This window comes from Nocardioides sp. IC4_145 (assembly GCF_011250565.1).
Lineage (GTDB): Bacteria > Actinomycetota > Actinomycetes > Propionibacteriales > Nocardioidaceae > Nocardioides.
The window spans coordinates 20597-46297 of sequence record NZ_JAANMS010000013.1; the positions used below are offsets into that span (position 1 = coordinate 20597).

A 25701-nucleotide genomic window follows, 5' to 3' on the forward strand; every position below is an offset into this window, starting at 1 on the left:
AGCAGGGGCGCTAACTTCACGTCACCAGTCAACGCGCACGACGGTCCTGACAAGACCGGCGCCCGAAGCACCGAAGGAGGTGGCCCGCGATGAACAGCACCGTGAACCTGTGGATGACGGCTCAGACCCCGTCCCGCTTCGCCATGCCCACGTGCGGCCACGCCTCGATCGGCGCCACCGGTGTCATCGTCCGCGATCGCCGGGAGGACTCCGTCCTTCCCGCGGCCATCGCCGGCAAGCGCGACGCGGCCCGCACGCAGGCCTACTTCCCGGGTACCACCGCCTGGAGACCACCGATCTGCTGAGACTCCTCAGCACCGGCGACCTCCAGGCCGCGGAACCCGAAACCCGGGATCCGCGGCCTTTCTGATTTCCCGCACACCCGCGATCAGAGCAATCAAGGAGGTGAAACATGACCATCAGCGTTCTCGACCGCAGCCCTGCAGCGGAGCCCACCCTCGGCCTCCTGCACGACCAGGCGGCCTCGGTGGACGACGAGCTGCTGCCCTGCCGGGTGAACAACCCCGAGCTGTGGTTCGCCGAGTCCCCGTCCGACGTGGAGCACGCCAAGGCCCTCTGCCAGGAGTGCCCGGTCCAGGCCCTGTGCCTCGACGGGGCCCTCGACCGCCGCGAGCCCTGGGGTGTCTGGGGCGGACAGCTCTTCCTCCAAGGAGTGGTGATCCCCCGCAAGCGGCCCCGTGGCCGTCCCCGCAAGAACGACGCCGCCTGACCGGCGGCCGGCACCCGCAGCACCCGCAGCACCCGACCAACATCCCTCACTCACGACAAGGACGTCGCGATGAACCACCTGACCGTAGAGATCGCCCGCGCGCACATGGACGCGCGCCTGGGCGAGGCGACGCGAGCCCGCAGGTCCTCCCAGCTGGCCCGCTCGATCCGGAACCACCGCAAGGCCGAGCAGGCCGTGCAGCAGGCCCGGACCGCCCTCGCCCGAGCGCTCTGAGCGCGCTTGACACCCGAAGGACCGACCTCGCCATGACCACCGACCCGAACCGGAGCACCGACATGAATCTTCTCCACGAGAACCTGGCCCGCGCACAACAGGCCGCGCGCCTGGGAGAGGCGCAACAGTCCCGCCGCGGCCACGAGCTGGCCCGTGCCCTCCGCCTGAGCCGCAAGGCCGAGCGGGCCGCGCAGCAGGCGCGCCTCGCCCTGGCCCGTGCCCTCTGACGCGGACCGACCTCACCCTGATCGCGGGTGATGCAAGAGAGGAGCCCGGCACCACGAGGTGGTGCCGGGCTCCTCGGCGTCCCCGGCCGGTCTCGTTACCCTCGGACGATGGACGACCCCGAGCTGCCGCGCACGTGCGCCTGGTGTGGCCGGCAGGAGACCGACCTGGTCCGCAGCCTCGCCTGGACGACCGCGATCGAGAACGGCCGACCCCGCACCTTCTGCGACACCTGCTCCCGGGAGCACCTCCGCGCGATGGAGGGCAAGCTCGACAGCGAGCACTGGTAGCGGCTCGCCGCCTGTGGAGGACCGTTCGCGCGCCCCGCGACGCCGTGTGACGCTGCCGGCATGAGCCGCACGCTGCGCCCCGGACTGGTCGTCGCCCGTCGCGACGACGGGCACCTGCAGGTCGGGCTCGACCCGCCGCGGCGAGTGGTGCTGCCCGACTCCCCGGAGGTACGCCGCGTGCTCGACGCGGTCGTCCGCGGGACCCGGCCCGAGGGCGGCCCGGTGGCCGACCGCGTGCTGGCCGCGCTCGGGGCGGCGGACCTGCTCGTCGACGCCCGGCCGCGGGGGAGCGCGTCGGTCGAGGCCGCCCGCGCCCGGCACGGCGACGACGCGGCCCGTCGGCTAGCGCGACGGGCGGCGACCTCGGTCTCGGTCGACGCGCCGCCGGCCCTGGTCGACCAGGTCGTCCCGCTGCTGGTCGCCGCCGGCCTGCGGGCGACCAAGCCGGGTCCGGGGAGCGTGCACCTGGTGCTGGCGCACGGCGTGGTCGCTCGCGACCGGCTCGACGGCTGCCTGCGGGCGGGCGTCCCGCACCTGGCCGTGGCCGGTCACGAGGGCGGGTGCACGGTCGGCCCGTTCGTGGTGCCCGGGCGGACCGGCTGCCTGCGGTGCGCGGACGCGCGGCGTGCGGAGGCCGACCCACGGCGGGCGGTCGTGCTCGAGCAGCTCGCCCGGGCCCCCGCGGCTGCCTGCGACCCGGTGGTCGTCGCGCTCGCGCTGGCCTGGGCGGTCCGTGACCTGGTCGCCTGGGCGGAGGGCGACCGGCCCTCGACCTGGGGTGCGGCGTACGAGCTCGGCGGGGTCGTGCCCGACCGGGTCGCCGTCGACCCGCACCCGCACTGCGGCTGCGCCTGGGCCGACCTCGGGGCCGCCCGCACCGCGTGACCACCGACCGACGGTCGCCGACCGCCCGTCGTCAGCGGAGACGACGACGGCGGCGCTCCCGCGGAGGGGAGCGCCGCCGGACAGCGTCTCGGTGCGTGGGGCGCGGTGCCTCAGGCCTTGCCAAGGATGCGGTTGAGGTTGGTGCTGCAGACGGGGCACACGGCCTTGGCCATGCGGGTGCCCTTGTCGTTGACCTTGACCTCGCCCTCCGCCTCGCGCTTCTCCTTGCACTTGACGCAGTAGAACTCGCCGCTCCAGGTCTCCGCCATGACGGCCTCCTTGCCTAGACCCACTCGGGTCTTCCTCGGGTCTCACTCGGTGGTCGCGACGGGACGCAGGGGATGCCCGCCGGTGTCCCACGGCGAGACGCCGCCGGACCGTTCTCGACGATACGACACCGCGCCGTTCCGGGCCCGCAGGCGCTCCGCGGCCCAGCGGGCGCCGTCGGTAGCCTGCCGCCCATGGCTGACCTCACCCACCTCCGTCTGGACCGGACCGACGACGGCGTGGCCGTCCTGACCCTGGACAACCCCGACATGCGCAACGCGATGTCCGACGAGATGACCGCCTCCTGGGTGCGGGCGATCGACGAGCTCGCGGCCGACAGGTCGGTGCGCGCCGTGGTCGTGACCGGCGAGGGGTCGGCGTTCTGCTCCGGCGGCAACACCGGCTGGATCGCGAGCGAGCCGGACGCGTCGGTCGACTACCTGCGGACCCGGATGATGGCGTTCTACCGCGCCTGGCTCTCGATCCGGAAGCTCGAGGTGCCGACGATCGCCGCCGTCAACGGCGCGGCCATCGGTGCCGGGCTGTGCCTGGCCCTGGCTTGCGACATCCGGTACGCCGCCCGCGGCGCCAAGCTCGGGGCCCCCTTCGTGAAGCTCGGCATGCACGCGGGCATGGCCGGAACCTACCTGCTGCCCAACGTGGTCGGCGAGGCGCACGCGCGCGACCTGCTGCTGACCGGTCGGGTGGTCCAGGCCGACGAGGCGCTGACCCTGGGCATGGTGTCGCGGGTCATCGAGCCCGAGGGCTTCCTCGACGAGGTCATGGAGACCGCCCACGGCATCGCCGCGACCGCGCCGATCGCGAGCAGGCTGACGAAGCTGGCGCTGCTCGACGGCGGCCACCGCGACTTCGAGGCGTGCATCCAGTGGGAGGCGATGGCCCAGCCGATCACGCTCGCCACCGCCGACCTGCAGGAGGGCATCCGCGCCAGCCGCGAGAAGCGGCCCCCGGCCTTCACCGGCGAATGAGCACCGGCGAGTGACCGTGCGCCACCCGCGCGTGGCGAGGCCCCCGGCCGCCGCGTGACACCCGCCTTCCCCTTGCGGATGTCGTGCGCCGGACCCGGGGGCCCCGTCTGGTCCTCACGCTAGGTTCGGCAGGGGCGGCGGTCAACGCCAGTGATCCTCAGCCTGTGGACGAACCTGTGGACACGGCTGTGGACCGAGCGCCGGACCCGTGGACGACACGCGGCGGAGCGCGGGAGGAGCCTGGGGAGGACACGCCCGAGCGGCGCGCCGCCCGGCGGCTGACCTGGGACGACGGTCCTCCACGGGCTGTGGAGGAGAAAAGACGGACGGAGGTGGGCTGTGGGCGAGCAGCCCGAGGTGCCGGCGGCGTACACCGCGGGGCCGGTCGCAGCGCTGCGACGGATCGCGTTCCTGCTCGAGCGGGCGCGCGAGGACACCTACAAGGTCAAGGCCTACCGCGGGGCGGCCGCGACGATCCTGCCGCTGCCGGACGACGAGGTCGCCCGGATGGTCGACGAGGGCACGCTGACCGACCTGCCGGGGGTGGGGAAGTCCTCGGGGCGGGTCATCGCCGAGGCGGTGCGCGGGGAGACGCCGCGGCGGCTCGCCGAGCTGGAGGCCGAGCACGCCGGACCGCTCACAGAGGACGAGCACGGCGCCCATGACCTGCACGGGGCGCTGCGCGGCGACTGCCACTCCCACTCCGACTGGTCCGACGGCGGCTCGCCGATCGAGGAGATGGCGATCACGGCGATGGAGCTGGGCCATGAGTACCTCGTGCTCACCGACCACTCGCCGCGGCTGAAGGTGGCGCGCGGCCTCAGCGCGGAGCGGCTGGCCCGCCAGCTCGACGTGGTCGACGCGGTCAACGAGCACCTGGGCGGTTCGTTCACCCTGCTCAAGGGGATCGAGGTCGACATCCTCGACGACGGCGGGCTCGACCAGACCGAGGAGATGCTCGACCGGCTCGACATCCGGGTCGCCAGCGTCCACTCCAAGCTGCGGATGGACCGCGACGCGATGACCCGACGGATGGTCGCCGCGACCCGGAACCGGCACATGAACGTCCTGGGCCACTGCACCGGCCGCCTGGTGACCGGCGGCCGCGGCACCCGCCCGCCGTCGGAGTTCGACGCGCGTGCGGTCTTCGAGTCCTGCGCCGAGCACGACGTCGCGGTGGAGATCAACTCCCGTCCCGAACGCCGTGACCCGCCCACCGGGCTGCTCGAGCTGGCCCGCGACATCGGCTGCGTCTTCTCCATCGACAGCGACGCGCACGCCCCGGGGCAGCTGGACTTCCTCTGGTACGGCGCGGAGCGGGCCGCCGCGGCCGGCATCGAGCCCGACCGCATCGTCAACACGTGGCCGAAGGAGCGCCTCCTGGCGTGGGCGACGAAGTAGGTTCCCGCACATGGGAGTGCGCCAGGACGTGGAGGTGCGCCGCTCGAAGCGGCGGCGCCGCACGGTCTCGGCGTACCGCGACGGCGAGCGGATCGTCGTCCTCGTCCCGGCCAGCCTGTCCCGCGCCGAGGAGGCGGACTGGGTGGAGAAGATGGTCGCGCGGCTGGAGCGGTCCGAGCGCCGCCGGAACCCCTCGGACGACGACCTGCTGGCCCGGGCGCGGCTGCTGAGCGACCGCTACCTCGGCGGCATCGCCGTGCCCGAGTCGGTCCGCTGGGTCGACAACCAGAACGCGCGCTGGGGCTCGTGCACCCCCGGCGACCGCTCGATCCGCCTGTCGGTGCGGCTCCAGGGGATGCCGTCGTGGGTCGTCGACTACGTGATGGTGCACGAGCTCGCGCACCTGATCGAGGCCGGCCACGACGCGCGGTTCTGGGCGTGGGTGGACCGCTACCCGCACACCGAGCGGGCCAAGGGCTACCTGCTCGGCTGGTCCGCGGCCGCGCGGGTCGACCCGCCCGCGTCGATGCAGGACGAGGTCGACTGACCCAGCCGGTCCAGCGCCCATCGGTCCAAGCCCAGCGCGACCAGCTCGGCGAGCTCGGGGTTCGGCAGGTCGTCGACCGGCCACCACCGCACGTCGACCGACTCCTCGCTCACGGCGTACGCCGCCTCCGCCGGCGCGACCGCGAGGAACCGGACGTCCAGGTGGTGCACGGGCCGTCCGTCGGCCAGCGGCCCCCCGCAGAACGGCACGGCGTGCTCGGAGAGGTGCACCGGTTGCGGGTCGACCAGCAGGCCGGCGATCCCGGACTCCTCGGTCGCCTCGCGCAGCGCGGCGCCGGCCAGTGTGGTGTCGCCCGGCTCGCAGTGCCCGCCGAGCTGGAACCACTCCCGCGCCTTGGCGTGCAGCGTGAGCAGCACCCGCTCGCCGGCCGCGTCGACGACCAGCGTGCTGGCCGTGACGTGGTCGGGTCGGCAGGACCGCTCGAGCCCGTCGGGACGGGCCCGGAGGTGGGCGACGTACCGCTCGCGCAGCGCCTCCTGCGCAGGCCCGGGCGCCGTCCAGCCGGTCAGCAGCGCCAGGGCGTCGGCGTGGAGGCTCACTCCTCGCCGGAGCCGCTGGAGCCGTCGGACCCGGGCTCGAGCAGCTTGCGCAGCTCGGCGTCGAAGGCCTCGTCGGTCAGCTCCGCGGGGGCGCCGGCGTCCTCGCGGAAGCCGAGCGGGTCGTCGAGGTCGGCGGCGGTCGGCAGCAGGTCGGGGTGCATCCACACGCCGTCGCGGCCCTCGATGCCCTGGCGGCTGCGCAGCGAGCCCCAGAGGGTGGAGGCGTCGCGCAGCCGGCGGGGGCGCATCTCGAGCCCGACGAGGGAGGCGAAGGTCTGTTCGGCCGGCCCGCCGGCGGCGCGCCGGCGGCGTACCGCCTCCTGCATCTTGGCCGCGGCCGGCATCCGCTCGGCGGTGGCCTGGCCGACGACCTCGTCGACCCAGCCCTCGACGAGCGCGAGCGCGGTCTCGAGCCGCTGCAGCGCCGCCTCCTGGCGCGGGGACTTCGGCATCTCGAACAGGCCGCCCTCGAGCAGCTGCTGCATCGACTCGGGGTTGGTCGGGTCGACGCCGCGCATCTGCTCCTCGATGCGGGACTGGATCGCCTCGGCGTTGATCTCCACGCCCTTGGCGAAGTCGGTGACCGCGGCGATGACGTGCTCGCGCAGCCACGGGACGTGGGCGAAGAGCCGCTGGTGGGCGGCCTCGCGCAGCGCGAGGTAGAGCAGCACGTCGTCCTCGGTGACGTCGAGGCCCTCGGCGAACGCCGCGACGTTGGTCGGCAGCAGCGCGGCGCGGCCGGGCTGGGCCAGCGGCACGCCGACGTCGGAGACGCTCAGCACCTCGCCGGCCAGCGCCCCGAGCGCGGAGCCGACCTGGCTGGCGAGCATCGCGCCCATGGCCTTGCCGAGGATGCCGAGGATCGGTCCGGCCTGGGCCTTGGCCTCCGGCGGCAGCGCGTCGGCGATGCCCGAGGTGGACTGCTCGGCGACGGGCGCGACCAGCACCTTCCAGACCTCGGCGGTGCCGACGACCCACTCGGCGCGGCTCCACGCCGTCGTCGAGGTGACGCCGGAGGGGAAGGTCGTGGTGTCGTCGAGCCAGTGGTCGGCGAGGCGGAGCGCGTCGGCGACGGCGTCCTTCTGCCGCTGGGTCGGCGTCGGGTCGGGCTGGGGGACGGCCTTGCGGGCGGTGTCGAGTGCGAGGTCCCAGTTCAGCGGACCGTCGTAGGGCTGCATCATCGCCTGGATCTGGCCGAAGAGCTGCGAGAGGTCGGGCATGCCGCCACCGGCGCCGCCCGGGAAGCCGCCCGGGAAGCCGCCGGGGAGACCGCCCGGGAAGCCACCGGCGCCACCGGAGAAGAAGGCCTCGAAGGGCGTGCCCTTGAACGGGTTCTGGCCCGGGTCCTGGCCGTCGTCGGGACCGTCCGACGGGTTGTTCGTCATGCTCCCACGGTACGCGGCGGGCCCAGCGGCGAGCGCGCGACTAGGGTCGGCCCCATGACCCATCCGGCCGTCCGCCTCGTCGGCCTGCGCGAGACCGCGCTCGACGTCGACGAGGTGCTCCGCTCGCTCGACGACGACGCCTCCGGCGGGCTGGTCCTCTTCGTCGGCCGCGTCCGCGACCACGACGGCGGCAAGGGCGTGACCGGCCTCGACTACTCCGCCCACCCGACGGCACTGGCGAAGCTGGCGGAGGTCTGCGACCGGGTCGCCGAGGAGCACGACGTGCACGGCGTCGCCGCCGTCCACCGCGTCGGCAGCCTCGCCATCGGCGACGCCGCCGTCGTCGTCGCGACCGCCTCCGCCCACCGCGGCACCGCCTTCGAGGCCTCCCGCGCCCTCATCGACACCCTGAAGGACGAGGTGCCGATCTGGAAGCACCAGCGCTTCGGCGACGGCAGCGAGGAGTGGGTCGGCTCCCCGTAGCCGTTCGTCCACAGGTGGTCGGGCTGGTCGCCCGTCGTCGGCGTAGTCCGTGACGTTCCGCAAGCAGATCCGGCCGCGACACCTGCGGAACGTCACGGACTACCCCGCCAGCTCCCGCCCGGCTGTGGGCGACCGGCGGCAGCGGGCGTGGCTCCGCCGGAACGAGCGGCCCGCCGCCTAGCCTTCGAGGCGTGGAGATCCTGCTGTGGCTCGTGCCGCCCGCCGTGGTGACGGTCGTGGCGATGGTGTGGGTGTCGTGGCTGGGGCGCGAGGGTCGCGGGGAGGTCGACCGCGAGGTGGCCGTTCGGCGGCTGGGGGCGGCGATCGAGCGCGGCCGGCGGCCGACGTACGCCGCACCCGCGCGACGCGAGGACCGCAGCACCGGCGTCGCCGTGCGCCCCTCCCGCCGCGCCTCCTGAACCGGCCGGAGCCCGGCTTGCCGCCTGATGAGAAGGTGGCGCCATGACGCAGCGCACGATCGCCGCCCTCCTGGCGGTGCCGCTGGTCGTGGCGCTGCTCGTGGCGGCGGCCCGCCACCCGCTGCCGTACGTCACCTACGAGCCCGGCCTGACCGTCGACGTCCTGGGGACCGACGGCGGCAAGGAGATCGTCGAGGTCGACGGGGAGCAGACCTACCGCGACGACGGCGAGCTGCGGATGACCACCGTCTTCGTCTCCCGGCCGAACGCCGACGTGTCGCTGTTCGAGGTGATGAAGGGCTGGCTCAGCGACGAGGACGCGGTCTACCCCTACGAGGCGGTCTACGAGGAGGGGACGACCGACGAGGAGAACGAGGCCGAGGGCGCGGTCGACATGGTCACCTCGCAGGACGCCGCGACCGCGGTCGCGCTGACCGAGCTGGGGTACGACGTGGAGCCGGCCGTCGAGGTGCTCCTCGTGACCGAGGGGACCCCGGCCGAGGGACGGCTGCGGGTGCGTGACGTGTTCCTCGAGGCCGACGGCGTCGAGATCGAGGAGCCGCAGGACCTCGTCGACGTCGTGAAGGCGGCCGAGCCCGGCGAGCCGGTGACCTTCCGCGTGCTGCGCAAGGGCGAGGAGCGCACCGTGCAGGTCGTGCCCGAGGAGGTCGACGGCCGGCCGCAGGTGGGCGTCCGGCTCGGCACCGGGTTCACCTTCCCGTTCGAGGTCTCGGTCAACGTCGACCCCCAGATCGGCGGCCCGAGCGCCGGGCTGATGTTCAGCCTGGCCATCTACGACACGCTCACCCCGGGCTCGCTGACCGGCGAGACGATCGTGGCCGGCAGCGGCACGATCGACCCGGAGGGCAACGTCGGGCCGATCGGCGGCATCCAGCAGAAGATCGTGGGAGCACGCGACGCCGGTGCTGCGTTGTTCCTGGTGCCGCCCGACAACTGCGCGGACGCGCTCGGGGCGCCCGCCGACGACATGCGGCTGGTGCGCGCGGAGACGATGCACGACGCGGTCGAGGCCATCGAGGCGTGGGTGGCCGACCCCGGGATCAAGGACCTGCCCAGCTGTGAGAAGAACTGACGAGAGACGAGACGTGACCGAGGACCAGACGTGACCGAGGACCAGCTGCCCGACCCGACCGCGGACGCCGACGACAAGCACGGGGACGACAAGGACGGCCTGCTCGACGACCTGGACACCGACCCGGCGCTCGCGTCGGCGGTGCTGGAGATCGAGTCGCACCTGGCCGGTGACGGCTGGGACCAGCCGGCCCGGTTGTACGCGCTGGTCGAGACCGGGGCGCTGGTGCGCCAGGAGCCCGTGCTGGCTGCGCAGATGGGGCTCGACGCGTCGTCGGAGCAGGGGTCGCTGACCGCGATCGAGCAGGACCAGCTGGCACCCGACGTCCCGCTGGAGCAGGTGCTGGAGACGATCCTGTGGCCCGCCGGCGTGACCGGCTGCGCCGCGGTCGTGGAGCGGCTGGTGCTGCCGCCCGGCGCGGACACCGAGGTGCCGGAGGACCCGGCGGAGGCCGAGGCGTTCGCCCGGGAGCACCCGGACCGCCAGGAGGTCCGCATCGTCGCCGGGGCGACCCGCGACGGATCGACGTACTGCGCGCTGCGGTTGCGCGCGCACGACGACGACCAGTCGGTCGTCGGGGGCGCCGACCTGGTGCCCGGCCTGCTCGCGCTGCTGCAGGCCACGCTGGAGGAGGACGAGGGAATGAACCACACGACCGCGCCGACCGACGGACGCACCGACCAGCCGGGAGGGTCCGCGTGAGCGAGCTCTTCGCCGACGACCCCCGCGACACCCCGCCGCCGGAGCGGGAGGTGCCGCGCCGGTCGCGCGCGCTGGTCATCACCGCCGCCGTGGTGGTGCTGGCGTTCTTCGGCCTCACGACGTTCGCGTCGTTCTACACCGACCGGCTGTGGTTCCGCGGCGCCGACTACGGGTCGGTCTTCACCACGTTGTTCTGGACGCGGACCGGCCTGTTCCTGGTCTTCGGCGCGCTCATGGCGATCGTCGTCGGCCTCAACATGTGGCTGGCCTACCGCTACCGCCCGGCGTTCCGCATCCCGGGCTCGGACCAGAGCGGCCTGGAGCGCTACCGCGAGGCGGTCACGCCGATCCGCACCTGGCTCCTGGTCGGGGTCGCGCTGGTCATGGGCGTCTTCGCCGGCACCTCGGGGTCGGGGGAGTGGCGCAACTACCTGCTGTGGCGCAACGGCAACGCGTTCGGCACGGACGATCCCTACTTCGAGCGCGACATCGGCTTCTACGTCTTCGACCTGCCGTGGCTGCACTTCCTCGTCGACTTCACCATGGCGGTCGTCGTCGTGGCGCTGCTCGCGGCGGCCGTCGTGCACTACCTGTACGGCGGCATCCGGCTCCAGGTCTCGACCGACCGGCTCTCGGGCGCGGCGCAGGTGCAGCTGTCCGTGCTGCTGGGGATCTTCGTGCTCGCCAAGGGTGTCGACTACTACCTCGACCGCTTCGACCTGGTGACCCAGGGCGGGGAGCTGTTCACCGGCATGAGCTACACCGACGACCACGCGGTGCTGCCGGCCAAGAACATCCTCATGGGCATCGCGCTGGTCTGCGCGGTGCTGTTCTTCCTCAACGTCTGGCGCCGCACCTGGATCCTGCCGTCGATGGGCCTGGCGCTCCTCGCGCTGTCCGCGGTGCTGCTGGGCCTGGTCTGGCCGGGCATCGTCCAGCAGTTCCAGGTCAACCCCTCCCAGGCCGACAAGGAGGAGCCCTACATCCAGACCAACATCGACGCGACGCGCGCCGCGTACGGCGTCGCCGACGTGGAGGTCGAGGAGTACTCCAGCGACCCGGACCTCGACGTCAACATCGGCACGCTCGACGGCGGCACCGCGTCGGTCCCGCTGGTCGACCCGCAGCTGGTGCGCGCGGCGTTCGAGCAGCGCCAGCAGGTCCGCGCGTTCTACTCCGTCGCGCCGGTGCTCGACGTGGACCGCTACGAGATCAACGGCGAGGACCGCGCGCTCGTGCTCGGCGTCCGCGAGCTCGACCAGGACAACCTGGGCGACGACTCGCGCAACTGGTCGAACCTGCGCACCGTCTACACCCACGGCAACGGCATCATCGCGGCGTACGCCAACCAGCGCCCGGAGGACAACTCCGCGCAGGCCGAGGCCGGCGAGGAGGCCGACGAGGCGGACAGCGTGTCGGAGGCCGACAACGTGCAGTGGGCCGAGGGCAGCGGGCCGGGGCAGGCGGACCTGACCGAGGCCACCGGCGGCTACGAGACGCGGGTCTACTACGGCGAGCAGAGCCCGGAGTACTCCATCGTCGGCAAGGCCGACGAGGACAGCCCCGACGTCGAGCTGAACCTGCCGACGCCGGGCGCCGAGGACCAGGGCACGGTCACGACGTACGAGGGCGACGGCGACGTCGCGATCGGCGGCTTCTTCAACCAGCTGATGTACGCCGTGAAGTTCGGCGAGCCGAACTTCCTGCTCTCGGGCCGCGTGAACGAGAACAGCAAGATCCTCTACAACCGCGAGCCCCGCGACCGCGTCCGCAAGGTCGCGCCGTGGCTGACCGTGGACGCGGACGCCTACCCGGCGGTCGTCGACGGACGGATCCTGTGGATCGTCGACGGCTACACGACGACCGACCGCTACCCGCAGGCGCAGCGCGAGTCGCTCGACGAGATGACCGACGACTCCCTCGACACCCCGGGCGCGCTGCGGACGATCCCGACCGACGAGATCAACTACATGCGCAACGCGGTCAAGGCGACCGTCGACGCGTACTCCGGCGAGGTGACGATCTACGCCTGGGACGAGGAGGACCCGATCCTGGAGGCGTGGAGCAACGCCTTCCCCGGCACGGTCACGCCGAAGGGGGAGATCTCCGAGGAGCTGATGCAGCACCTGCGCTACCCCGAGGACCTGTTCAAGGTGCAGCGCTTCCAGTTCGCCCGCTACCACGTCACCGACCCGCGTGACTGGTACCAGGACAACAACCGGTGGGAGGTCCCGGAGGACCCGTACACGCGGGGCACGCTGCAGCCGCCGTACCGGCTCTTCGTCCGCAACCCCGGGGACACCGAGGAGACCTTCGCGCTGTCGTCGGTCTTCGTCCCCTACAACAAGGACAACCTCGCCTCGTTCGTCTCCGTCGACGCCGACGCGTCGAGCGAGAACTACGGGCGGATGCGCGTGCTGCAGCTGCCCAACGAGCAGACCGACGGGCCGGGGCAGGTGGCCAACGCCTTCGCCACCGACCCGCAGATCGCGGACCTGGTCGCGGACTTCAACCGCTCCGGCGCGCGACCGGTCTACGGCAACCTGCTCACGCTGCCGGTCGCGGACGCGCTGCTCTACGTCCAGCCGGTCTACTCGATCCGCGAGATCACCGACTCCGGCTTCCCGATCCTGCGCTACGTGCTGGTGCGGTACGGCGACGAGGTCGGCGTGGGCACGACGCTGCGCCGGGCGCTCGCCGACCTGCTCGGGGTCTCCGCGGGCTCGGCCGGCTCCGGCTCGGGCAACGGCTCGGGCGGCCCGGACGAGCCCGAGGGCGAGCTGACCGGCACCCGTGGCGAGCAGATCGCGCAGCTGCTCGAGGACGCGGAGGACGCCTTCGCCGCCGCGCAGGCCGCCCTCGCCGACGGCGACCTGGCGACGTACCAGGAGCGCGTCGAGGCCGCCGAGCGTGCCGTCGCCCGCGCGCTGGTGCTCTCCGGCCAGGCCGCCGGCTCGGGTGAGGGCTCGGGGGAGGGCTCGGGTGACACCGACGAGGAGTCGACCGAGCCCAGCGCGGACGCCTCCGAGGAGGCCGCCGGGTAGACCCCGATTTGGTGGCTCTCCGCCCCGTGTCGTAACGTTGGGTTCACCGACGCGGGGTGGAGCAGCTCGGTAGCTCGCTGGGCTCATAACCCAGAGGTCGCAGGTTCAAATCCTGCCCCCGCTACACAGATGAACGGCCCGGACACGATGTGTCCGGGCCGTTCTGCGTTGCGCCGTTCTGCTTTGCGCCGCCGCACCTGGGTCGACGGGCTCAGGTGAGCGGGCGCAGGCACAACCGATCGGTCCGATGCACCAGCGGTCGCGCGGCTTCGCGGGTATCGTCGAGGAATCGCGACGAGCCCGTGCGAGCGGGCGCCATGGGGTCGCGACGAGGGAGACCGTGATGGTGCGTCGACCGAGAGCCCTCGTGGCCGCCGCGAGCCTCGTGCTCGCGGCGACGGTGCTGCCGTCCGTCCCCGCCGCGGCCGACCCGGTACTCCCCGGCACCGCGCGCGCGACGCTGCCGCCGGGGGACCGGTTGGCGTCGGACTTCCCGCGGATCGGCACGCCGCACGTCATGGACGGCGCCGTCCGGGGGATCGCGCAGGTCGGCGACCGAATCGTCGTGGTCGGCTCCTTCACCCGGGTGAGCCCGGCGGCGACGTACCACCGGCGGGGCGACGACCTGACCCGCCGGCACGTCTTCGCCTTCGACGCTCGGACCGGCGCCATCGACCGGTCGTTCGCGGTGTCGCTGAGCGGCGGTGAGGCCACGGCGGTGGACACCGACGGCACCCACGTCTACGTGGGCGGCGACTTCACCCGGGTCGACGGACGGGGCGGGCACGCGCGGCTGGTCAAGCTCACTCCGTCCGGCGCGGTCTTGCGCGCCTTCCGGGCGAGCGCTCGCGCCGCGGTCGAGACGCTCGTCGTGCGGGGCGGCCGGGTGTACGTCGGCGGCGCGTTCGACAGCATCCGGCACGGCGGCCGCGACGTCCCCCGCCGCGGGCTGGCCGCCCTCGCCACCCGGGACGGCGCGGTGCTCGGCGCGGTGCGCGTGCCGTTCACGGGCGTCCACACCACGCGGTTCGGGCGGAGCAAGGTCCGGCGGCTCGACGTCTCCGTCGACGGCTCGCGGCTGGTGGCCATCGGCAACTTCACGAAGGTCGGCGGCCGCTCCCGCCCGCAGGTCGCCGTGCTCGACCTGCGCGGCCGGCGGGCACGCGTGACGGGGTGGCGCGCCGAGCGCTTCGACGCCCGCCGCAACCGCTGCAGCCAGCGGTTCGGCAGCTTCGTCCGCGACGTCGACCTCGCGCCGAGCGGCACGTGGTTCGTCGTGGCGACCACCGGCGGGTACGGCGGGGGCGCGCGCTCCGGGACGCTCTGCGACACGGTGTCGCGATGGTCGGTGCACCAGGGACGCCGCCCGGCCTGGGTCGCCCACACCGGCGGCGACACCACGACCGGCGTCGAGGTCGCGCGGGGCGCGGTGTACGTCGGCGGCCACATGCGCTGGTTCAACAACCCGTTCGCGAAGGACCGGGCCGGGCCGGGCGCCGTGCCGCGGCCGGGGCTCGCAGCGCTGGACCCCGTGACCGGTGTGCCGCTCTCCTGGAACCCGGGCCGCGCCCGCGGGGTCGGTGCCGAGGCGTTCCTGGCGACCGCGGAGGGTCTGTGGGTCGGCAGCGACACGACGCTGCTGGCCGACCAGCGGCGGGGGCGGATCGCGCTGCTCCCCTGGGACGGCGGGCGACCGATCCCGCGGACGGCGCGGGTGCGCCTGCCCGGCGAGCTGTTCGTCGCGCCCCGGCGCGGCGAGCTGCGGCAGCGGCCGCTCCGCCGGGACGGCACGCCCAGCGGACCGGCCAGGCGGGTGCCGACCGGCCTGGACTGGTCGAAGGTCCGCGGGGCGACGTACGTCGCCGGCGAGCTCTACTACGGGTGGGCCGACGGCGGCCTCTTCCGCCGCAGGTTCGACCCGGCCACCGGCGATCTCGGGCCGCGGCGCGTGGTGCGCACGCGTCGCCTGCCGTTCCCGAGCAGGCGGCTGACCGGGCTCTTCCACGACCCGGTCAGCCACCGGCTCCACTACACGGTCGCGGGCGACCGCCGGGTGTACTCCCGCGCCTTCAGCGTGGAGAGCCACGTGCTCGGCGCGGTCGAGCAGGTCTCCGACCGCCGCGGGACGGGTCTGGAGCGGGCCGCCGGCGTGACCCTGGTCGGCGACCGGCTCCTCTACGGCTCCCGGGACGGCGCGCTGCGCTCGGTCGCTTTCCGCGGTGGGCGCGTGGTGGGCGCGCCGCGCCGGCTCAACGGCGACGGGACCTGGCGGGCCCGCGGGTTGTTCGTGCCGGGGAGCTGACCGGGCGCGAGCGGCTGCTTCCGCGCGCTTCCAGACGCGCACGTAGCCGACCTCGACCGTCGAGGGGACCGTCAGCCAGGATCGCGGGCGGCGCGGAACTCGTGACGGAGAGCGGCGAGACCGCCCAGGACGGCGCCGGCGACGGCGCCGTGGAACAGGCCGTCGGAGAGGCCCTCGGCGAGCGTGAGGTCGTAGGCCGCGCCGACGATCAGCCCGCCGACGACGCCGATCGCGACGCAGGTCCCGATGACGGAGAAGACGGTCGTGAAGAGCGAGCGCATGCCGGTCTGGTTCCCCATCGCGCCCAGGTCGACGCCCGGGCCGGCGGGGCGGTCGGGAGCTTGCCGACGCCTGCTGTGCGGTCACCGGCGTCGGTGAGCGGATGTCGTTCCTCTTCAGCGGGGGTTCAGCGGCGGTGGGGGAGGATGGCGGCCCGCCCACCCGGAGGTGTCCCATGCGCGTGCTCGTCGTCGACGACGAGGTGCGGCTCGCCCGTTCGCTGCGGATCGGCCTGGAGGCCGAGGGGTTCGCGGTCGACGTCGCGAACGACGGCACGGACGGGTTGTGGCTGGCGCGGGAGAACACCTACGACGCGATCGTGCTCGACCTGATGCTGCCGGGGATCAACGGCTACCGGGTCTGCGAGACGCTGCGCGCGGAGGAGGACTGGACGCCGATCCTCATGCTCACCGCCAAGGACGGCGAGTGGGACCAGGTCGAGGGGCTCGACACGGGCGCCGACGACTACCTGACCAAGCCGTTCTCGTTCCCGGTGCTCGTCGCGCGGCTGCGGGCGGTGGCCCGGCGGGGCGCCCGCGAGCGCCCGACCGAGCTGGTGGTGGGGGACCTGCGGGTCGACCCGGCCGCCCGGCGGGTGTGGCGCGGCGAGGCCGAGGTCGAGCTGACCGCGCGGGAGTTCTCGCTGCTGGCCTTCCTCGCCCGGCACGCGGGCGACGTGGTCTCCAAGCGGCAGATCCTCGAGGCGGTGTGGGACGTCGACTTCGACGGCGACCCGAACATCGTCGAGGTCTACGTCCGGCACCTGCGCAACAAGATCGACCGGCCCTTCGGCCGCGAGGCGATCCAGACCCTGCGGGGGGCGGGCTACCGGCTGGCGAGCAACGGTGGCTGAGGCGTTCCCCGGGGCCGCCCGAGCCGGGCGCTGGTCCGGCCGGGCCTCGGTCCGCCTGCGCACCACCGCCGCGGCCGTCCTCGTCGTGGCGGTCGCCCTGCTGCTCGGCGCGCTCGTGCTCGTCGCGATGGTCCGCGGCTCGCTGCGCGAGGGGGTGGAGGCCGGCGCCGAGCAGCGCGCCGCCGACCTGGCCGGCCAGGTCGAGGCCACCGGGCCGCCCGGCTCGGCGGAGCGGGACCAGGACGACGACGGGGACGACGGCGAGCCCGAGGAGCTGGTCTGGCAGGTCCTCGACGGCGACGGCCGGGTGGTCGCCGCGTCGCAGCCGCTCCGCGTCACGCTGCCGCGCGACGAGGACGAGGTGCGGCTGCCGGGGGCCGACGAGCCGTACGTCGTCGTGACGGAGGACGCCGACGGTGACGAGGACGGCGGCGCGGCGGCGTACGACGTCGTGGTCGCCGCGTCGCTGGAGGACGTCGAGGAGTCGACCGACGCGCTGGTCGCGCCGCTGGCGCTCGGCCTGCCCCTGGTGCTGCTGCTGGTCGGCGGCACGACCTGGGTCGTGGCCGGCCGCGCGCTGGCGCCGGTGGAACGGATCCGTCGCGAGGTCGAGGGCATCACCGGCGACCGGCTCGACCGCCGCGTGCCCGAGCCGCCGGCGCGCGACGAGGTCCGGCGGCTCGCCGTCACGATGAACGCCATGCTCGCGCGGCTGGAGAGCGCCAGCGAGCGGCAGCAGCAGTTCGTCGCGGACGCCTCGCACGAGCTGAGGTCGCCGCTGGCGAGCATCCGGCAGACCGCCGAGGTCGCCCGTGAGCATCCCGGCGCGCTGCCCGAGGGGGAGCTCGCCGAGGCGGTGCTCGAGGAGTCCGCGCGGATGCAGCGGCTCGTCGAGCAGCTGCTCCTGCTCACCCGCGCCGACGAGGGCGCGCTGGTCCGCGCCCAGCGCGACGTCGACCTCGACGACCTGGCCCTGACCGAGGCCAGGCGGGTACGCCGTGCCGGCCTCGCCGTGGACACGGCCGCGGTGGCGCCGGGGCGGGTGCAGGGCGACCCGCTCGCGCTGGCGCAGGTCGTGCGGAACCTCGTCGACAACGCCGCCCGCCACGCGACCTCCGCCGTCGCGGTGGCCGTCACCGACCACGGCGACGCGGTCGAGCTGGCCGTCGCGGACGACGGGACCGGCGTGCCCGAGGCGGACCGCGAACGGGTCTTCGAGCGGTTCGTCCGGCTCGACGACGCCCGTGCGCGCGACGCCGGTGGCAGCGGCCTCGGGCTGGCGATCGTGCGCGAGACCGTCGCCGCGCACGGCGGGACGGTGGCCGTGTCGGCCTCCCCGCTCGGCGGTGCGCGGTTCGTGGTGCGGCTGCCGACGACGTACCGGGACCCGCGTTCCTGAACGGACCTTCAGGAGCGTTCAGGGGAGGTTCAGCGACCTCGGCGCAGGGTGGGACCACCCCCAGGCAGGACGACTCCGAGAGAGGTTCCACCATGAACACCAGCAAGCTCCGCACCAAGCGCGTCATCGTCCCCGCGATCGCCACCGTCGCCGTCCTCGGCATCGGCGGCACCGTCTGGGCGACCACCGCCGCTGCCGACGGCACGGTCGACGGCACCGAGCGGGACCGTGTCGCCGCCGCGGCCGTCGAGGCGGTCGGCAGCGGCGAGGCCGTCGACGTCGAGACCAGCGACGACCCGGGGGAGGCGTACGAGGTCGAGGTCCGCCTGCCCGACGGCGCCGAGGTCGACGTCGCCCTCGACGGGGACCTGGCCGTCGTCAGCCAGGACCGCGACGACGACACCGACGACGACGCGGACGACCGTGACGACGACGCCGACGACCGCGCGCTCAGCGCTGACGAGCGGACCGCCGCGGGCGAGGCCGCGCTGGCGGCCGTGGGCGGCGGCACGGTCGTCGACGTCGAGGCGAGCGACGACCGGGGTGAGGCGTACGAGGTCGAGGTCCGCGACGCCGACGGCACCGAGTGGGACGTCGAGCTCGACGCCGACCTCGAGGTGCTCGACAAGCGCGCGGACCACTGATCGGCGCGGTCCCGAGCAGCGGGTCGTGTGCCTGGGGACGCACGCGAGCGCGTCCGGGGGCACACGACCCCCTTGCGTCCACGACCCCCTTGCGTCGTGCTGGGTCGTCGACGAGACCCGGCCGGCAAAGGCGCGGACCGTACGCTCCACGACGTGGCCCTCGACCGTGACGACCTGACCGCCTCCCTCGTCGCCGTGCGCGAGCGGCTGCTGCCGGAGTCCGGGGGCGAGGTGGGCGACCCGGCCGTCGAGGGCTCGGAGGATCGCTTCGGGCTCGCCGTCGTCACCGTCGACGGCGAGGTGTGCCGGACCGACGACGCGGACGTGACCTTCCCGGTGCAGTCCGTGGTCAAGCCGTGGGTGTACGCCGTCGCGCTGGCCGACCAGCGCGACGCGGTCCACGACGCGATCGGCGTCGAGCCGACCGGCGAGCCGTTCGACGCCCTGGAGCTCGAGCTCGAGACGGGCCGGCCGCCGAACCCGATGGTCAACGCCGGCGCGCTGATGGCGGTCTCGCTGGTCGCCGGCTCGGGGATCGACGACCGGGTCGCGCGCGTGGTCGACGTCTGCTCGCGGGCCGCCGGCCGCCGGATGCACGTCGACGAGGACGTCGTCGCCGCCGAGCTGGAGGGCGCCGACCGCAACCGGGCGCTGGCGCACCTGATGCGCGGCGGCGGCATGCTCCCCTGCCCGGTCGAGGAGGCCGTCGAGGTGCTCGCGCGGGTCTGCTCGATGCGGGTCACCGCCACCGACCTCGCGACGATGGCGGCGACGTTCGCCGGCTGGGGGGTCCGCCCCGGGAGCGACGAGCGGGTCCTGCCCGGAGCCGTCGTCACCGAGGTGCTGAGCGTGATGGCGACGTGCGGGATGTACGACGGCAGCGGCCGGTGGATCCACCGCGCCGGCATGCCGGCCAAGTCCGGGGTCTCCGGCGGGCTGATGGCCGTCGCCCCTGGCGTGCTCGGTCTCGCGGGCTGGAGCCCGCGGCTCGACGAGCAGGGCAACAGCGTCCGCGCCCTCCGCGCCGGTGAGCGGCTCTCCGAGGAGCTCGGGCTGCACCAGTTCGCCCCGCACGGTTCGTAGCCGGACCGCCCGGGCGGCCGGCCGGCCGCGGCGAGGTCACCACCCGTCCGCCGCTCAGCCCCGCGGCGCACGCCGCCGGCGCACCAGCCACACCGCCGCGCCGCCGGCGGCGACGACCGCCGCGGTCGACCCGGCCAGCACGGCCGGGGCGTCGAACGGCGCACCGGTGGCCGTCCCGGACCGCTCCCAGGCCGACCCGTGCCCGGAGACGACCCACGCGTTGCACGGGTTGACCCGCCACTCGCCGTCCTGCTCGTAGGGCGCGAACAGCCAGGTCCGGTCGGAGCGGTAGCCGTCGGCGAGCCCGTCGTCCTCGCGCGGCCACACGCCGTACTCGGGGATCTCGACGACCAGGCGCACGGTCCCGCTGTCGGGGTCCACGGGCGGCTCGCTGCGGCGTACCTCGGACACCTCGACCTCGAGCGCGCCGTCGTCGGTGTCCACCACCCGGCCGGTGAAGAGGACCGTCGCGTCGGCCACGACCCGTTCGCGGCCCACGCAGGACAACGCCTCGGCCGGGATGGCCACGGCGGCGAGGCCGACCGGGGTGGCGGCGAGGAGCGCGAGGGCGGCGAGGGGGCGCGCGGACGGCATGCCGGTCCGACGTGCGGGACGGTCGGCGGGTTCCCACGCCCGGCGGCGACGTGCAGGCGCAGACCAACGTGCAGGTGCTGCTCAACATCCTGGTGTGGGGGATGGACCTGCAGGAGGCGGTCGAGGCGCCGCTCCACGACGCGCTGCACGAGGCGCTCGAGGACCGGGGCTACGAGGTCGAGCGGGTCGACCGCTGGGACCACGTGCTCGGCGGCGCCGGCATCGTCCGGCGGCAGCCGGGCGGGCGCGTCCAGGCCGGCGCCGACCCGCACGAGAGCACCACGGCGTTCGTGCGCTGAGCCCCGGCGCCGGTCACAGGGTCGAGGCGCGCGCCACCAGCTCGGGGGTGAAGGTGACCTGCTGGTGCTCGTGGTCGGGGTCGGTCGACTCCTCGAGGACCAGCGCCGCCGCGGTCCGACCCAGCTGGTGCCGGGGCTGGCGGACCGAGGTGAGCGGGACCGCCGCAGCAGCGGCGAACTCGATGTCGTCGTAGCCCACGATCGCCAGGTCACCGGGGACGGACCGCCCGCTGCCGATCGACTGCTGGAGCAGGCCCAGCGCGAGCAGGTCGTTGACGCAGAACGCCGCGGTGGGACGCCGCCTCGACGGCATCCCGGCCAGGCGCTCGCCCGCGGAGCGGCCCTCGGCCACGGTCATCGCGTCGGTCGCGACCACCACGAGGTCCTCCGCAGGGAGTCCGGCGTCCGCCCAGGCGGCCCGCGCCCCGGCGTACCGGTCGCTGACCTGGCCGATCGTGGTGGGACCGCCGACGACGGCCACCCGCCGGTGCCCGCGGTCGACGAGGTGCTCGACCGCCAGTCGTCCGCCCAGGACGTCGTCGACGGCGACGGTGCAGAAGTCCTCGAGGCGCCGCGTGCGGTCCACCACCACGATCGGGGTGCCTCGGCGGGCCACCTGGTCCAGGGCCACGGCGTCGGCGTCCACCGGTGTGATCAGGATGCCCTGCACCCGCTGCTGCTCGAGGAGCGCGAGGTGTGCGGCCTCGCGGTCGGCCCGGTTCGCGCTGTTGCACAGGAACAGCGAGAGGGCGGCGTCGTCGGCCGCGTCGTCGATGCCGGCGGCCACGTCGGTGAAGAAGGGGTTGCCCGCGTCGAGCATCACGTAGGCGAGCGTCCGGCTCTTGCCGGCGCGCAGCTGCCGGGCGGACTCGTTGCGCACGAACCCGAGCTCGAGCATCACGCGCTCGACCCGCTCGCGGGTGGCGGGGCTGACCCGGGAGGGCCGGTTGAGCACGTTCGAGACGGTGCCGAGGGAGACGCCGGCCGCGGCCGCGACGTCCTTCACCGACGCACTGCGCACGGACATCGCACTCCTCCTCGGGCCTCGAAAGGTAAAGCGGAGTGAAACGGTACACACTCGGGCGCCTCGGCGGGCGTGCTGTCTCGCCGGACCAGACACACGTTGGAAACTTGGCGGAAACCCTTGACGCCTGTGACGACAGCCACGTACGGTCCCCGCATCGCTTTTTGAAACCTTTCACTGACAGGAGGCGCCGTGGTCGAGCAGTCCCGCGTGGCCCTCGAGCTGCGCGACGTGGCCAAGTCCTTCGGCGCCGTCGCGGCCCTGCGCAGCGGCACCCTCGTCGTCGAGCGCGGCTCCATCCACGCCCTCGTCGGCGAGAACGGCGCCGGCAAGTCGACGCTGGTCAAGATCGTCGCCGGCGTGCACCGCCGCGACTCCGGCACCTTCCGCCTGCACGGCGAGGACGTCGACTTCGCCTCGACCGCGGAGTCCAAGGGCTCCGGTGTCGCGGTCATCTACCAGGAGCCGACGCTGTTCCCGGACCTCTCGGTCACCGAGAACATCTTCATGGGGCGCCAGCCGCGCAGCCGGTTCGGCCGGATCGACCGGGGCGCGATGCACCGCGAGGCGCTCGAGCTGTTCGCGCGCCTCGGCGTCGAGATCGACCCCCGCAGGCCGGCGCTGGGCCTGTCGATCGCCGACCAGCAGATCATCGAGATCGCCAAGGCCATCTCGCTCGACGCCAGCGTGCTGATCATGGACGAGCCGACCGCGGCGCTCAGCGGCGTCGAGGTGGAGCGGCTGTTCGCGGTCGCGCGGAGCCTGCGGGACGAGGGGCGCGCCCTGGTCTTCATCTCGCACCGGTTCGAGGAGGTCTTCGCGCTCTGCGACACGGTCACCGTGATGCGCGACGGCGCCTACGTCTCCACCGACCCGATCGCCGAGATCACCGTCGACGACATCGTCTCCCGGATGGTCGGGCGCGAGGTCGCGGACCTCTTCCCCAAGACCCCGGCCACGATCGGCGAGCCGGTGCTCGAGGTCGAGGGGCTGGAGCGGGCGGGTGTCTTCCACGACGTCAGCTTCACGGTCCGCGCCGGCGAGATCGTCGGCCTGGCGGGCCTCGTCGGGGCCGGCCGCAGCGAGATCGCCCGCGCGGTCTTCGGCGTGGACGGGTACGACGCCGGCTCGGTGCGCCTGGCCGGCCGACCGGTCAAGCCGCGCAACCCGCGGGCGGCGATCCGGTCCGGGATGGCGTTCGTGCCGGAGGACCGCCGCAAGCAGGGTCTGGTCACCGACGGCTCGGTCGCGCGCAACGTCGCCGGTGTCATCCGCGGCGGCCTCGCCCGTGCCGGCCTGCTCACCTCCGCGGCGGAGAATCGCGCCGCCGGGCCGTGGGCGGCCAAGCTCGAGGTGAAGACCAGCGCGCTGGACATGCACGCGGCCACGATGAGCGGCGGCAACCAGCAGAAGGTCGTCATCGCGAAGTGGCTGGCCACCGACCCCACGTTGCTGATCATCGACGAGCCCACGCGCGGCATCGACGTCGGCACCAAGGCCGAGGTCCACCGGCTGCTCTCCGAGCTGGCCGGCGAGGGCCTGGCGATCCTGATGATCTCCTCCGAGCTCCCCGAGGTGCTCGGGATGGCCGACCGCGTGCTGGTCGTCTGCGAGGGACGGATCACCGCCGACATCGACCGTGCCGACGCCACCCCGGAGAACGTCATGCGTGCCGCCACCAACGCGACCAGCCACACGGCCGAGGAGGTCCCGGCATGAGCGACACCGCAGTCCGTCCGAGCGCGGCCTCGCCCGTGTCCCGCGTCCTCAACGACCTCCTGCGCTCCCGCGAGCTCGCGGTCGCGGTCGTGCTCGTCCTGCTGGTCGCCGTCACCACCCTGAACAGCAGCTCGTTCCTGTTCGGCTCGACCGGGTGGCGCGACCTGCTGCTCACCCCGTCGATGCTCGTGCTGCTGGCCGTGGGCCAGACCTGCGTCCTCATCACCCGGAACGTCGACCTCTCGGTCGGCTCGACGCTCGGGCTGACGGCCTACCTGACCGGTCGGCTGTTCATCGACACGAACCTGCCGATCGTCGTCGTGGTGCTCGCCGGGATCCTGATGGGCGCCGTGCTGGGCCTGGTCAACGGCGTCCTGGTCGCCTGGGGCCGCGTCCCGGCCCTCGTCATCACGCTCGGCACCATGTACATCTACCGCGGCGCCTTCCTCACCTGGGCGGGGAGCGACCGGATCAACGCCGACGACATGCCCTCGACCTTCCGGAACCTGGGCACCGAGTCCGTGCTCGGCATCCCGGTGCTGACGATCGTCGCGGTCGTGGTGCTCGCCGTCGTCGGCTACTACCTGCGCACCGCCGGGGGAGGCCGCGAGCTCTACGCCATCGGCTCGGACCCCGACGCGGCCGCGCTCTACGGCCTCAAGGTCCGCCGGCGGATCCTCTTCGCCTTCGTGCTCAGCGGCGCCCTCGCCGGCCTGGCCGGGGTCGTCTCGGCGGCGCGCTTCGGCACGGTCTCCTCCAGCGTCGGCACGGGCGTGGAGTTCGAGGCGGTCGGAGCCGCGGTCATCGGCGGCGTCGCCATCTTCGGCGGCAGCGGGACCGTGTGGGGAGCCGCCCTGGGCGCCTTCCTGCTGGTCACCATCAACCGGGCGCTGCCGGTCCTCGGCATCTCCGACTTCTGGCAGCAGGCCGTCGTCGGCGCCCTGATCGTCGCCGCGATCATCCTGGACCGCGTCCTGGTCCGGCGCCAGGAGAAGGCTCTCGTCGCCGCCCGCGACACCCCGGCGGGGTCGACGAGCCCCGGCCCGCCGACCGCGACGCCCGTCGTCGCCGGCGCCTCCCCGTCCACCAGCGGCACGCAGGAGGCCGTCCGATGAGCACCCTGACCCAGCCGACCGGCACGGCGAGCACGCCGGCGCCGGAGGTCCGCACCTACGCGTCGTACTCCCGCCCCTACTGGCAGCGCGTCGTGCTGAGCCGCGAGTTCGCGGTGATCGCCCTGCTGGTCGCGGTGTTCGTCTACTCGCAGTCGCAGGTGGACTACTTCGACGGCCCGCAGACGCTGTACTACCTGTTCCGCGACACGGCCTCGATCCTGCTCCTCGCCCTGCCCATGACGGCGATCATCGTCACCGGCGAGATCGACCTGTCCGTGGCGAGCATCGTGGGCCTGACCAGCGTGGCGTTCGGCATGCTGCACGTCGACGCTGGGATGTCGGTCACCCTCGCCGCCGTGCTCGCCGTGGCGATCGGTGCGGTGTGCGGCGCCTTCAACGGCTTCCTGGTCGCGTACGTCGGGCTGCCGTCGATCGCGGTGACCATCGGCACGCTGGCGCTGTTCCGCGGGATCGGCGCCGGCCTGCTCGGCACGGAGTCCCGCACCGACTTCCCGGACTCCTGGACCGACCTGGCGAAGGAGCGGATCGTCGAGGGCCAGCCGTACCCGATGATCCTCATCCCGTTCGCGGTGCTGGCCGTGCTGTTCGCCCTGATGCTGCACTTCTCCTCCTTCGGCCGCGGCATCTACGAGATCGGGCTCAACGACGAGGCGGCCCACTTCACCGGCGTCGACGTGGCCCGGACCAAGGCGGTGCTGTTCGTCCTCTCGGGGACCGTCGCGGGGTTCGTCGGGATCTACACGACGCTGGTGACCGGTGTGGCCCGGGCGGAGAACTCGACCGGCCTGGAGCTGCCCGTCATTGCGGCCTGCCTGCTCGGCGGTGTCTCGATCTTCGGCGGCAAGGGTGCGCTGCACGGGGTCATCGCCGGCGTCCTGCTCATCGGCGTCATCCAGCGGGCGATGCTCCTGGAGAGCTTCACGATCAACATCATCAACATCACGATCGGCGTGCTCCTCGTGCTGTCGGTGATGTCCACCAGTCTCCTCGCGCTCGGCCGCCGTGCGGTCGCCGCGGGCAGGGGGGCACGCGACTCGCGGCGTCCCCCGTCAGCGCCGGCAAGCGGTCGCTGAGCTGATTCCGGCGCTCGCCGGATGGATCCGAAAGGTACGTAC

General features: G+C 73.8%; 29 protein-coding genes and 1 tRNA gene. 24 read left to right on the forward strand and 6 right to left on the reverse strand.

Annotated features, from left to right (window positions below; all coding sequences use genetic code 11):
* Window positions 1-89: 89 nt before the first annotated feature.
* The 6 genes from G6553_RS07855 to G6553_RS07880 all read left to right on the forward strand — a co-directional run bounded on the left by G6553_RS07855 (window position 90) and on the right by G6553_RS07880 (window position 2364).
* A complete protein-coding gene (locus G6553_RS07855; RefSeq protein WP_166190786.1) occupies window positions 90-305 on the forward strand; it encodes a hypothetical protein in 216 nt (71 codons plus the stop codon).
* A gap of 107 nt (window positions 306-412) precedes the next feature.
* Complete coding sequence (locus G6553_RS07860; protein WP_166190788.1) at window positions 413-730, forward strand: WhiB family transcriptional regulator; 318 nt, start codon at window positions 413-415, stop codon at window positions 728-730.
* 69 nt (window positions 731-799) lie between these two features.
* Entirely contained in the window at window positions 800-964 is a 165-nt protein-coding gene (locus tag G6553_RS07865; protein WP_166190790.1) for a hypothetical protein, read from the forward strand.
* 32 nt (window positions 965-996) lie between these two features.
* Window positions 997-1191, forward strand: a complete 195-nt coding sequence (locus tag G6553_RS07870) for a hypothetical protein (protein ID WP_166190792.1) — start codon at window positions 997-999, stop codon at window positions 1189-1191.
* A 108-nt stretch (window positions 1192-1299) separates the two neighbouring features.
* Window positions 1300-1479 (forward strand): hypothetical protein, encoded by a 180-nt coding sequence (locus G6553_RS07875; RefSeq protein WP_166190794.1) that lies wholly within the window; start codon window positions 1300-1302, stop codon window positions 1477-1479.
* A 60-nt stretch (window positions 1480-1539) separates the two neighbouring features.
* Entirely contained in the window at window positions 1540-2364 is an 825-nt protein-coding gene (locus G6553_RS07880; RefSeq protein ID WP_166190796.1) for a TOMM precursor leader peptide-binding protein, read from the forward strand.
* A 110-nt stretch (window positions 2365-2474) separates the two neighbouring features.
* Here G6553_RS07880 and G6553_RS07885 read toward each other — a convergent pair whose 3' ends face one another.
* Complete coding sequence (locus tag G6553_RS07885) at window positions 2475-2633, reverse strand: DUF5679 domain-containing protein (RefSeq protein ID WP_091115022.1); 159 nt, start codon at window positions 2631-2633, stop codon at window positions 2475-2477.
* A gap of 192 nt (window positions 2634-2825) precedes the next feature.
* On the opposite strand from G6553_RS07885, the gene G6553_RS07890 reads away from it, so the two are divergent.
* The 3 genes from G6553_RS07890 (at window position 2826) to G6553_RS07900 (ending at window position 5568) form a co-directional block, all read left to right on the forward strand.
* Entirely contained in the window at window positions 2826-3620 is a 795-nt protein-coding gene (locus G6553_RS07890; RefSeq protein WP_166190798.1) for an enoyl-CoA hydratase/isomerase family protein, read from the forward strand.
* Between the two features lie 339 nt (window positions 3621-3959).
* Window positions 3960-5021, forward strand: coding sequence for a PHP domain-containing protein (locus tag G6553_RS07895; protein ID WP_347565582.1), 1062 nt, complete (start codon window positions 3960-3962; stop codon window positions 5019-5021).
* Between the two features lie 10 nt (window positions 5022-5031).
* Complete coding sequence (locus tag G6553_RS07900) at window positions 5032-5568, forward strand: M48 family metallopeptidase (RefSeq protein ID WP_166190800.1); 537 nt, start codon at window positions 5032-5034, stop codon at window positions 5566-5568.
* On the opposite strand, the gene G6553_RS07905 is transcribed toward G6553_RS07900, so the two are convergent.
* Together G6553_RS07905 and G6553_RS07910 are read right to left on the reverse strand one after the other, a co-directional pair.
* Window positions 5499-6128 (reverse strand): NUDIX hydrolase, encoded by a 630-nt coding sequence (locus G6553_RS07905; RefSeq protein WP_166190802.1) that lies wholly within the window; start codon window positions 6126-6128, stop codon window positions 5499-5501. The genes G6553_RS07900 and G6553_RS07905 overlap by 70 nt on opposite strands.
* The gene (locus G6553_RS07910; protein ID WP_166190804.1) at window positions 6125-7513 is read right to left on the reverse strand and encodes a zinc-dependent metalloprotease; all 1389 of its coding nucleotides are present in this window, start codon (window positions 7511-7513) and stop codon (window positions 6125-6127) included. Before G6553_RS07910 ends, G6553_RS07905 begins: the two co-directional genes overlap by 4 nt.
* Before the next feature lie 54 nt (window positions 7514-7567).
* On the opposite strand from G6553_RS07910, the gene G6553_RS07915 reads away from it, so the two are divergent.
* The 7 genes from G6553_RS07915 to G6553_RS07945 all read left to right on the forward strand — a co-directional run bounded on the left by G6553_RS07915 (window position 7568) and on the right by G6553_RS07945 (window position 15556).
* Window positions 7568-7996 carry a molybdenum cofactor biosynthesis protein MoaE gene (locus G6553_RS07915; RefSeq protein ID WP_166190806.1) on the forward strand — a complete coding sequence of 143 codons (429 nt, stop codon included), beginning with the start codon at window positions 7568-7570 and terminating at the stop codon, window positions 7994-7996.
* A gap of 191 nt (window positions 7997-8187) precedes the next feature.
* Window positions 8188-8415 (forward strand): hypothetical protein, encoded by a 228-nt coding sequence (locus G6553_RS07920; RefSeq protein ID WP_166190808.1) that lies wholly within the window; start codon window positions 8188-8190, stop codon window positions 8413-8415.
* A gap of 43 nt (window positions 8416-8458) precedes the next feature.
* Entirely contained in the window at window positions 8459-9508 is a 1050-nt protein-coding gene (locus G6553_RS07925) for a PDZ domain-containing protein (RefSeq protein ID WP_166190810.1), read from the forward strand.
* 30 nt (window positions 9509-9538) lie between these two features.
* Window positions 9539-10210 carry a PPA1309 family protein gene (locus tag G6553_RS07930; protein ID WP_347565583.1) on the forward strand — a complete coding sequence of 224 codons (672 nt, stop codon included), beginning with the start codon at window positions 9539-9541 and terminating at the stop codon, window positions 10208-10210.
* Window positions 10207-13254, forward strand: coding sequence for a UPF0182 family protein (locus G6553_RS07935; RefSeq protein WP_166190812.1), 3048 nt, complete (start codon window positions 10207-10209; stop codon window positions 13252-13254). The genes G6553_RS07930 and G6553_RS07935 overlap by 4 nt, the downstream gene beginning before the upstream one ends.
* 50 nt (window positions 13255-13304) lie before the next feature.
* A tRNA-Met gene (locus G6553_RS07940) sits at window positions 13305-13378 on the forward strand.
* A 243-nt stretch (window positions 13379-13621) separates the two neighbouring features.
* Entirely contained in the window at window positions 13622-15556 is a 1935-nt protein-coding gene (locus tag G6553_RS07945; RefSeq protein WP_166190814.1) for a hypothetical protein, read from the forward strand.
* Between the two features lie 71 nt (window positions 15557-15627).
* Here G6553_RS07945 and G6553_RS07950 read toward each other — a convergent pair whose 3' ends face one another.
* On the reverse strand, window positions 15628-15855 hold the full coding sequence (locus G6553_RS07950; RefSeq protein WP_166190816.1) for a hypothetical protein: 228 nt from the start codon (window positions 15853-15855) through the stop codon (window positions 15628-15630).
* 155 nt (window positions 15856-16010) lie between these two features.
* On the opposite strand from G6553_RS07950, the gene G6553_RS07955 reads away from it, so the two are divergent.
* From G6553_RS07955 to glsA, 4 genes are all read left to right on the forward strand, one after another.
* Window positions 16011-16688 (forward strand): response regulator transcription factor, encoded by a 678-nt coding sequence (locus G6553_RS07955; protein WP_166190818.1) that lies wholly within the window; start codon window positions 16011-16013, stop codon window positions 16686-16688.
* Complete coding sequence (locus G6553_RS07960; protein WP_207619501.1) at window positions 16681-18087, forward strand: HAMP domain-containing sensor histidine kinase; 1407 nt, start codon at window positions 16681-16683, stop codon at window positions 18085-18087. The genes G6553_RS07955 and G6553_RS07960 overlap by 8 nt, the downstream gene beginning before the upstream one ends.
* A 92-nt stretch (window positions 18088-18179) precedes the next feature.
* Window positions 18180-18731: a PepSY domain-containing protein gene (locus G6553_RS07965; protein ID WP_166190820.1), complete on the forward strand. Its 552-nt coding sequence runs from the start codon at window positions 18180-18182 to the stop codon at window positions 18729-18731.
* Window positions 18732-18884: 153 nt separating this feature from the next.
* On the forward strand, window positions 18885-19814 hold the full coding sequence (gene glsA, locus G6553_RS07970) for a glutaminase A (protein WP_166190822.1): 930 nt from the start codon (window positions 18885-18887) through the stop codon (window positions 19812-19814).
* 54 nt (window positions 19815-19868) lie between these two features.
* Here glsA and G6553_RS07975 read toward each other — a convergent pair whose 3' ends face one another.
* Window positions 19869-20408 carry a hypothetical protein gene (locus G6553_RS07975; RefSeq protein WP_166190824.1) on the reverse strand — a complete coding sequence of 180 codons (540 nt, stop codon included), beginning with the start codon at window positions 20406-20408 and terminating at the stop codon, window positions 19869-19871.
* Window positions 20409-20419: 11 nt separating this feature from the next.
* Here G6553_RS07975 and G6553_RS07980 point away from each other — a divergent pair, with 11 nt between their 5' ends.
* Entirely contained in the window at window positions 20420-20707 is a 288-nt protein-coding gene (locus G6553_RS07980; protein ID WP_166190826.1) for a gamma-glutamyltransferase, read from the forward strand.
* A gap of 13 nt (window positions 20708-20720) precedes the next feature.
* On the opposite strand, the gene G6553_RS07985 is transcribed toward G6553_RS07980, so the two are convergent.
* Window positions 20721-21734: a LacI family DNA-binding transcriptional regulator gene (locus G6553_RS07985; protein WP_166190827.1), complete on the reverse strand. Its 1014-nt coding sequence runs from the start codon at window positions 21732-21734 to the stop codon at window positions 20721-20723.
* A 189-nt stretch (window positions 21735-21923) separates the two neighbouring features.
* Between G6553_RS07985 and G6553_RS07990 the strand changes: the two genes are divergently transcribed.
* The 3 genes from G6553_RS07990 to G6553_RS08000 are packed head-to-tail and all read left to right on the forward strand — an operon-like array spanning window position 21924 to window position 25659.
* Window positions 21924-23450: a sugar ABC transporter ATP-binding protein gene (locus G6553_RS07990; protein WP_166190829.1), complete on the forward strand. Its 1527-nt coding sequence runs from the start codon at window positions 21924-21926 to the stop codon at window positions 23448-23450.
* Window positions 23447-24565: an ABC transporter permease gene (locus G6553_RS07995; protein ID WP_166190831.1), complete on the forward strand. Its 1119-nt coding sequence runs from the start codon at window positions 23447-23449 to the stop codon at window positions 24563-24565. Before G6553_RS07990 ends, G6553_RS07995 begins: the two co-directional genes overlap by 4 nt.
* Window positions 24562-25659 (forward strand): ABC transporter permease, encoded by a 1098-nt coding sequence (locus tag G6553_RS08000; RefSeq protein ID WP_166190833.1) that lies wholly within the window; start codon window positions 24562-24564, stop codon window positions 25657-25659. The genes G6553_RS07995 and G6553_RS08000 overlap by 4 nt, the downstream gene beginning before the upstream one ends.
* The last annotated feature ends 42 nt before the right edge of the window (window positions 25660-25701 follow it).